Origin of the sequence: Chryseobacterium sp. 2TAF14 (assembly GCF_052115105.1) — a bacterium.
GTDB lineage: Bacteria > Bacteroidota > Bacteroidia > Flavobacteriales > Weeksellaceae > Chryseobacterium.
In genome coordinates this window covers 1-7,770 of the sequence record NZ_JBFRGA010000126.1, presented here as the reverse complement: position 1 = coordinate 7,770, position 7,770 = coordinate 1, and the positions used below count along the sequence as shown (strand labels likewise).

Below are 7,770 nucleotides of genomic sequence, written 5' to 3'. Positions count from 1 at the left end.
TTTGTATTGTTGTTTGGCTTTTAGGAATGCTAAATATCATCCCGGGAATGAGTACCAGTTATTTAATTCATGTACTTTTAGTAATTGCAGTAGTTGTAGTACTTTATAACATTATTTCCGGCAGAAGACCTTTAGATTAAAAAATAACAGAAAAAATTAGAAAAGCTGAATAGTATTATTCAGCTTTTTTTGTGAATATAAATTAAAACTGATGAAAAGTCCTGTAAAAATCATAACTAAACAGCTTGAATTTTATATTATTAAGTGATAAAAATCAAATTATCATAAAAAAAATATAAAAGTGGTTCAAAAATTAAAAACAAAATATAACTAATTGATTATCATATATTTGAAAAATAAATACATTGTCTTTTTTTACAAATTTTTACGTCATTATTTATAAATAGCGCCCACAATAAGTTGCTGATGAAATTTTATGATAATATATTTGTTACAGATAAAACGAGAGACACTTAAATCATTCATATATAATAACTTTTCATCATTCAGTTTTCATGTAGAACATCAGGGTTCTGACAATCTAGGAAAAAGAACCCTGTTCTCTACAATTCTAAATTAGACACCATCATCACATTTTATTAATAGAAAACCGAGCTTCTTTTGAAGTTCGGTTTTTATTTTTTATAATGTTTTAAGTTTTTACAACTAAGACTGATTCTGATCTTCCAGTTCTTTAATTCTCTTTTTAATAAAATCTGCAGGTCTTATCCCGTTCTGTTCCAGAAAAATATTAGAAAAACTTTGCCTGTTGCTGAAACCTGCCGCCGAAGCAATATGCTCAATAGAATATTTTCTCCATTCTTTATCATGATAAATTTTCTGCGTTGCAAAGTTAATTCTCAGAACATTAATGTATGTATTAAAGTTGCTTCCTTTATATTCATTAATAACCTGCGAAAGATAAGAAGTATTCGTTTTAAACTGCTCAGCAAGTTTTTTAAGTGTTAATCCTTGTTCTAGATACCCTTGTTTATTTTCGAATACATTAATGTCATTTAAAAGTTTTTCTACAATACTGTTATCAAACTTAATATTTTTATCTCCTGTATCAAGAACTTCAGGCTTTATAACCGGTGTCACTTCTTCAGCATTATTGCTTTCTTCCAGCCTGATTAATAAATCTTCATAATTTTTTTGAATGTTTTTTTGCTTTCTGATTCTGTAATACATTACGATTCCTAATGCTGTAATAATCGCCAGACAAATGAATATAAGCAACCTACTGTATGAATTTGTTTTCTCTAAATTTTCCTTTGTTTCCAAAAGCATCTTGGTATCATATTCTTTATAAACCCTGCTGGAAAGATGCTTAAAATCTGAAGTAATTATGCTATCTACTTTAAGAAGTTGATTGGTGTAATACAATTCTTCTTTATGATTATTATCTTTTCGGTAATATTCGATCAATTCTTCATAATTACTTCTCAATTCAGGAAGAATAAATTTATTTTCATTGAATATGGAATCTACTTTTCTATAGTTTTCTACTTCAAGATTTTGGTTGCCTAATAGCTCATAGCATTTACCTTTATAAAAATAAACATAAGATGCCCAAGTAAAATCATTTACTTTTAAAAGCTCTGGAAGCGCTTTATCAAAATAATAAATAGCTTTTTTATAATTTTTCTTTTTAAATTCTGAAACACCTAAACTTTTTGTAAAATAGCTGTTTTCTAAATAAAAATCTTTTGTTTTGGGGATTTTTGTTTCTGCTATCTTCAGCAGTTTGTCTGCCTGATCGTCTTTCCCTAACATTTGATAGCATATAATTGCCTGATGAAGAGAATTGAGATAACCTTTTGTATTATTAAAAACAATATTCTTTTTAATATCACCATCAATTTTTACTTCGAAAAAACTAATACATTCATTAAATATATTTAAAGCTTCATCGTAGTAGCCAAGATAACTTTTTACAACCCCAATATGATAAATATTCTGATATTTTAAAAATTCATTTTTTGAATCTTTTAAGTATTCATAGGCTTTTAGATATTCATCCAGAGCAGATTGATATTTTCTTTGATTAAAATAATAAATAGCACCTTTACTAAGAAATGCATCTCCGATAAAGTCGTTTTTTCCAGATTTTTTTGCAGCTACTATTGCACTATCTGCATATATCATTTTTTTGTCTTCGGAATATAAGATGGCATCCTTGTAGCCTTGAAAAAGTTCTGAGTAATTTTTCTCAGATTTTGCTTTTTTAATATATTGATTTACATATACAAGTGCTCTAGGATCATTTTCTTCGTAAGTCCAGTACTTTTCTCTAAGCTTCGAATAAAAATCCTGCGAATATATTATAACTGTTACCAGACAGCAAAAAAATGTAAAAAGTCTTTTTAACATTGGATAAATCCTGAAAAGTTTATTCAAAAATACATAAAAACTATTTATGAAATGCCATATTTTGAGCAGTACTTTATATTTTTTTAATATTTATTCTAAATTTTAAATTGTAAAAATTTATAAATCAAACCCAAATATATTTGTATTGTGGCATTTATTTTGAGTAACTTCGGGCAACTAAAATAACAAGTTTTAAAATCATTAATCCTAGAATAAAATGAAAACAAATTTAATAACAATTGGTTTGGTATTAGTCGGACTATCAATTATTTCTTGTAGGCAGACAGAAGAAATGTTTATTGATCAAGAAGAGCAAATTTCTGCGTTTGATCATAATGCTTCAAAACAGGATTCTGCTGGTACATTCGACCACAACGAACCTCCAAAGACTGGAACCCATTGGAGAATCATGGATACTATAAAAACGTCACCAAAATTTGAAAGTCTTAAAAATGATTCTTTATCGTATTTATCAGATCTTTACGAAAATGAACCACCAAAAACTGGAACTCACTGGAAAGGAAAGTAAAATTTATAAAACTTGTTGATGAATTTCAACAAGTTTTTTTTATTTTACTTCAGCAAATCCAATTCTAATAAGTTATTATTCTTTGCATTATTAGCTTTAACATTTCTTTCCTGATCTCTCAGCATCTTTTCAATATCCAACGGCTTACCGTTTTCATCACTCATTATAATTTTTGTGTTTCCGGAAAGCATTTGTCGTATTCCTTTTGTAGGATTATTTCTAAAATCAATTACCTGCTTTTTGTATTTTTCATGATCAATAACAATAGTGCTTCCAAAAGATTTTTTCTCGTTATCACTCACCCATTCCTTATCGGAACCTTTTCTTACTTCTTTTAATACAAAAGCATGCGATTTTGTTTTATCTTCTATTTTAATGATCAATCCCGGTAAACCATGAAATTTGTACGGTCCGTCCTGAATGGGAATATCAGAAACAAACCATGCTGTCCAAAGCCTGCCTGCGAAATAAAGAGATGCTTTTTGGGTATTAAAATCACCTATTTTTTCTTTATCTGGTAAAATTTTCCAATTCATTTCCCGGTTATCAGAAACCTTATATTTGCTCATATCCAGGCTGTTGAAAAAATCTATTTTAAAATCAGGATAAGATTTTTCAACCACAAACGGAACCAAACCATAATCAATACCGGCAAAATCTCTCGTCTGTTTATTAATTCTATCCTGATGTATTGAATCAGCAATACTTTTCTTCTCGCTATGAAATTTTGAACCTTTTTTTGCGACATCAAGGAACATGATTTCTGAACCGACATCATTAGCTTTAGTAGAATCTGTTACAAATTTATATTCATAAACAAATCGTTGGTTTTGTGCTAAAAGAATAACACTTAAAAAGAAAAAAACGCCGACAATAATTCTCTTCATTTTGATATTTTTTGCTAAAATATATCTTTTATTCGGATTCGGCAATACTTTTAATGACTTTACATGGGTTTCCTACAGCAATTACATTACCCGGAATATTTTTGGTGACCACACTTCCCGCACCGATTATTGAATTATTTCCAATTGAAACGCCCGGCAAAACCACCACATTTCCGCCAAACCATACATTGTCTCCGACAATAATAGGATGAGCGTATTCTAATCCTGCATTGCGCTGCTTTACATCAATTGGGTGACCGGCGGTATAAAAGCTACAGTTCGGACCGATAAAAACATTATCTCCAAATGTTACTTTTGCTCCATCTAAAATGGTTAAATTATGATTAGCATAAAAGTTTTCTCCAACCTCAATATTATAGCCGTAATCACACCAGAGATTGAACTCAATAATGATATTTTCTTTTGAATTTTTGATGATTTTCTTAATTAATTCTTTTCTTTTTTCTACTTCTGAATTTTTAAGCTGATTATATTCAAGGCAAAGATCTTTGCAAACCATTCTGTCATTGAGTAATTCAGGGTCATAATTTGCATCATATAATAAACCGTTTTCGCATTTTTCTTTTTCTGTCATATTATTTTAATTTGGTGTTTGATAATTTTTACTGTTTTTAAAGTGTGTATTTTAATTTGAAATATTGACTTTACACATTATACTCCTCTTAGGATAACAAATTGGGTGCAAAATTCATGTTTTAATTTGAAAGAATGACAAAACTCATAGCCCCGATTGGAGCGACATCCTTTTGTGGAGCGAAGCGGAGCAAAAGATACAGCGGAAAGCGGGAAAAAGCTTCTCAGAAAAAATTACTGCAGAAAAAAACCTCTCGAAGTGAGAGGTTTTAATGGTTTATATTTCAAAAAGTTACAGCAACAAAGTTAAAGGACTTTCTAAATATGTTTTTAAAGTTTGCAAGAACTGCGCACCAGTCGCACCGTCTACAACTCTGTGGTCACAAGCTAATGAAAGCTTCATGATATTTCCAACAACGATTTGTCCGTTCTTAACGATTGGTTTCTCGATAATTGCACCTACAGAAAGAATTGCTGCATTTGGTTGGTTAATGATACTTGTAAACGTTTCGATTCCGAACATACCCAAGTTTGAGATTGAGAATGTAGAACCTTCCATTTCGTTTGCTTTAAGACCTTTGTTTTTCGCTCTTCCAGCCATATCTTTCACCGCTGCAGAAATCTGAGTGTAATTCATCTGGTCTGTATTCTTAAGYACAGGAACAACCAATCCGTCAGGAATTGCCACTGCAACACCTACGTTAATATTTCCTCTGTGAATGATTTTATCACCTGCCCAGCTTGAATTTACCTGCGGATGTTTTCTTAAAGCCATTGCCGTAGCTTTAATTACCATATCGTTGAAAGAAATTTTGGTATCTGGTAAAGAATTGATTTCTTTTCTTGCTTCAATCGCTTTATCCATGTTGATTTCCACCATCAGGTAATAATGCGGAGCAGAAAATTTGCTTTCAGAAAGACGTTTTGCGATAACGTTTCTCACCTGAGAATTTGGAGTCTCTGTATCTTCTCCCTGAACAAAACTTAATGCAACCTGAGCTGCAGCAGGACTTCCTGTTTGCGCAGAAGCTGCCGGTTTTGCGGATGGCTGATAATTTTCAATATCTTTCTTAACGATTCTTCCGTTTTCTCCTGAACCTTGTACAGAATTAATATCAACCCCTTTATCCTGAGCCATTTTTTTAGCTAAAGGAGATATGGCAACTCTGTCTGATGAAGAATTTGCAACCGGAGCAGCTTTTTCTTCTGTTTTAGTTTCAGACTTCTGTTCAGCAGGCTTTTCTGAAGATTTAGCAGCCGGTTTTGAAGCACCTACATTAGAAACATCAGTTCCTTCTGGGCCAATAATTGCCAAAACAGTATCTACAGGAGCAGCGCCACCTTCTTCAACACCCTGTTTTAATAAAATTCCGTTAAATTCAGATTCAAAATCCTGAACTGCTTTGTCGGTTTCGATTTCCGCAAGAAGATCTCCTTCTTTTACTGTATCACCAACATTTTTATGCCATTTAGCAACCTTACCTTCCGTCATGGTATCAGAAAGACGAGGCATTGTAATCACTTCTACTCCAGCCGGAACTTCCGCAGAAGTTTCTTCAGCTGCAGCATCATTTGATTCTGCTTTTGGTTCTTCTTTTTTGTCTTCAGAAGCATTACTGGGAGCAGCAGCTCCGCCGGTTAATCCTGAAATATCTTCTCCTTCATTTCCGATAATAGCCAATACTGAATCTACTGCAGCAGCGTTTCCTTCTTCTACACCTACAAATAAAAGTGTTCCTTCAATTTCAGATTCAAAATCCTGAACTGCTTTATCAGTTTCTATTTCGGCTAAAATATCTCCTTCTTTTACCTTATCACCTACCTTTTTATGCCATTTAGCCACTTTTCCTTCCGTCATTGTATCGGAAAGACGTGGCATTGTAATTACTTCAGCCATAATTTATATTGATTTGAGATTTGAAATTCGAGATTTGAGATTAGGGAAACTCAAATACAAACATCAAATTAATTATTATATTTTTAGTTTTCTAATTTATCTAAGAACGGATAATCTTCCTGAGCGTAAACGTATTCGTATACTTTTTCAGCATCCGGATATGGAGAATTTTCCATAAACTCGATGCATTCTTCTACGAAATCTCTTGATTTGTTATCAGCAGCTTCCAATTCTTCTTCAGTTGCCCAGTTATTAGCTAAAATTCTTTGCTTGATTAATTCGATCGGATCATCGTTTTTAGCAATTGAAACTTCTTCTTTTGATCTGTATGGTTCTGCATCAGACATTGAGTGACCTCTGAAACGGTAAGTTCTCGCTTCGATGAAAGTAGGACCGTCACCTCTTCTTGCTCTTTCAATAGCTTCGTAAGCAGCTTCTGCTACTTTCTCAGGATCCATTGCGTCTACAGCAAGACAAGGCATTTCGTAACCTAAACCTAATTTGTAGATATCTTCGTGGTTCGCAGTTCTTTTTACAGAAGTTCCCATCGCATACTGATTGTTTTCAACCACAAAAATTACAGGAAGCTTCCAGTTCATTGCCATGTTGAAAGTTTCGTGAAGAGAACCTTGTCTTGCAGCACCGTCTCCGAAGAAACAGATGTTTACTGCTTTTCTGTCGAAGAATTGATCTGCGAAAGCAATACCTGCTCCCAAAGGAATCTGACCTCCAACAATACCATGACCTCCGTAGAAACGGTGTTCTTTACTGAAAATGTGCATAGATCCACCCATACCTCCGGAAGTTCCTGTCGCTTTACCACAAAGCTCTGCCATGATTCTTTTAGGATCTACTCCCATCGCCATCGGATGGATGTGACATCTGTATGCAGTGATCATACTGTCTTTAGTTAAATCCATTGCATGTGTAAAACCAGCCGGAATAGCTTCCTGACCGTTGTACAAATGTAAAAAACCTCTGATTTTTTGTTTTAGATAAAGAGAACGGCATTTGTCTTCAAACCTTCTCCACATTGTCATATCTTCATACCATTTAAGGTACACCTCTTTAGAAAATTCTTTCATGTGCGAACTTCTTGCTTATTTATTATGAAATAGTTGAGCAAAAATATGAAAAAAACTTTGTTTTTATTATATGCACAGCAATTGTTTTTTTACTTATAATGTTATATTTACATTTCAAACTTATTTATGGAAGAAAAAAAGACTTCGTCACTTCATATTGTATCAAGAATTATTTCAGATTTTTTTAATCCTTTGGTTTCTTTAATTATTTACTTCATCTATTTCAGCATTCAGAATTATACTTTTAAAGAGGCTTTCACTCATTTTTTACCGATTTTATTGCTTACCGTTATTCCCATTATCATCTGGATTGTCTGGAATGTGAAAACGGGACGGTACACCAATATGGATGTTTCAAACAGAGTTCAACGCAAAACGCTGTATATTTTCATTGCAGTCTGTATT

General features: G+C 32.6%; 8 protein-coding genes and 1 pseudogene. 4 read left to right on the top strand and 5 right to left on the bottom strand.

Features of this window, described 5'->3' with window-relative positions:
• Positions 1-5: 5 nt before the first annotated feature.
• Entirely contained in the window at positions 6-140 is a 135-nt protein-coding gene (locus AB4Y90_RS12660) for a lmo0937 family membrane protein (protein ID WP_441557932.1), read from the top strand.
• Positions 141-666: 526 nt separating this feature from the next.
• Here AB4Y90_RS12660 and AB4Y90_RS12655 read toward each other — a convergent pair.
• Positions 667-2,373: a helix-turn-helix domain-containing protein gene (locus AB4Y90_RS12655; protein ID WP_441557931.1), complete on the bottom strand. Its 1,707-nt coding sequence runs from the start codon at positions 2,371-2,373 to the stop codon at positions 667-669.
• 292 nt (positions 2,374-2,665) lie between these two features.
• Here AB4Y90_RS12655 and AB4Y90_RS12650 point away from each other — a divergent pair, with 292 nt between their 5' ends.
• Complete coding sequence (locus AB4Y90_RS12650; protein ID WP_441557930.1) at positions 2,666-2,902, top strand: hypothetical protein; 237 nt, start codon at positions 2,666-2,668, stop codon at positions 2,900-2,902.
• 44 nt (positions 2,903-2,946) lie between these two features.
• Here the strand turns inward: AB4Y90_RS12650 and AB4Y90_RS12645 are convergent, their stop codons facing one another.
• Both AB4Y90_RS12645 and AB4Y90_RS12640 read right to left on the bottom strand, forming a co-directional pair.
• Positions 2,947-3,789, bottom strand: a complete 843-nt coding sequence (locus AB4Y90_RS12645; RefSeq protein ID WP_441557929.1) for a GLPGLI family protein — start codon at positions 3,787-3,789, stop codon at positions 2,947-2,949.
• A 28-nt stretch (positions 3,790-3,817) separates the two neighbouring features.
• A complete protein-coding gene (locus AB4Y90_RS12640; RefSeq protein WP_441557928.1) occupies positions 3,818-4,384 on the bottom strand; it encodes a sugar O-acetyltransferase in 567 nt (188 codons plus the stop codon).
• A 156-nt stretch (positions 4,385-4,540) separates the two neighbouring features.
• Between AB4Y90_RS12640 and AB4Y90_RS12635 the strand changes: the two genes are divergently transcribed.
• Complete coding sequence (locus AB4Y90_RS12635) at positions 4,541-4,693, top strand: hypothetical protein (RefSeq protein ID WP_441557927.1); 153 nt, start codon at positions 4,541-4,543, stop codon at positions 4,691-4,693.
• Here the strand turns inward: AB4Y90_RS12635 and AB4Y90_RS12630 are convergent.
• Positions 4,676-6,280, bottom strand: coding sequence for a 2-oxo acid dehydrogenase subunit E2 (locus AB4Y90_RS12630; protein WP_441557926.1), 1,605 nt, complete (start codon positions 6,278-6,280; stop codon positions 4,676-4,678). The genes AB4Y90_RS12635 and AB4Y90_RS12630 overlap by 18 nt on opposite strands.
• An 83-nt stretch (positions 6,281-6,363) precedes the next feature.
• On the bottom strand, positions 6,364-7,365 hold the full coding sequence (gene pdhA / locus AB4Y90_RS12625) for a pyruvate dehydrogenase (acetyl-transferring) E1 component subunit alpha (RefSeq protein ID WP_441557925.1): 1,002 nt from the start codon (positions 7,363-7,365) through the stop codon (positions 6,364-6,366).
• A 126-nt stretch (positions 7,366-7,491) separates the two neighbouring features.
• On the opposite strand from pdhA, the pseudogene AB4Y90_RS12620 reads away from it, so the two are divergent.
• Positions 7,492-7,770 (top strand): annotated as a pseudogene (locus AB4Y90_RS12620) (phosphatase PAP2 family protein); the annotation flags it as partial.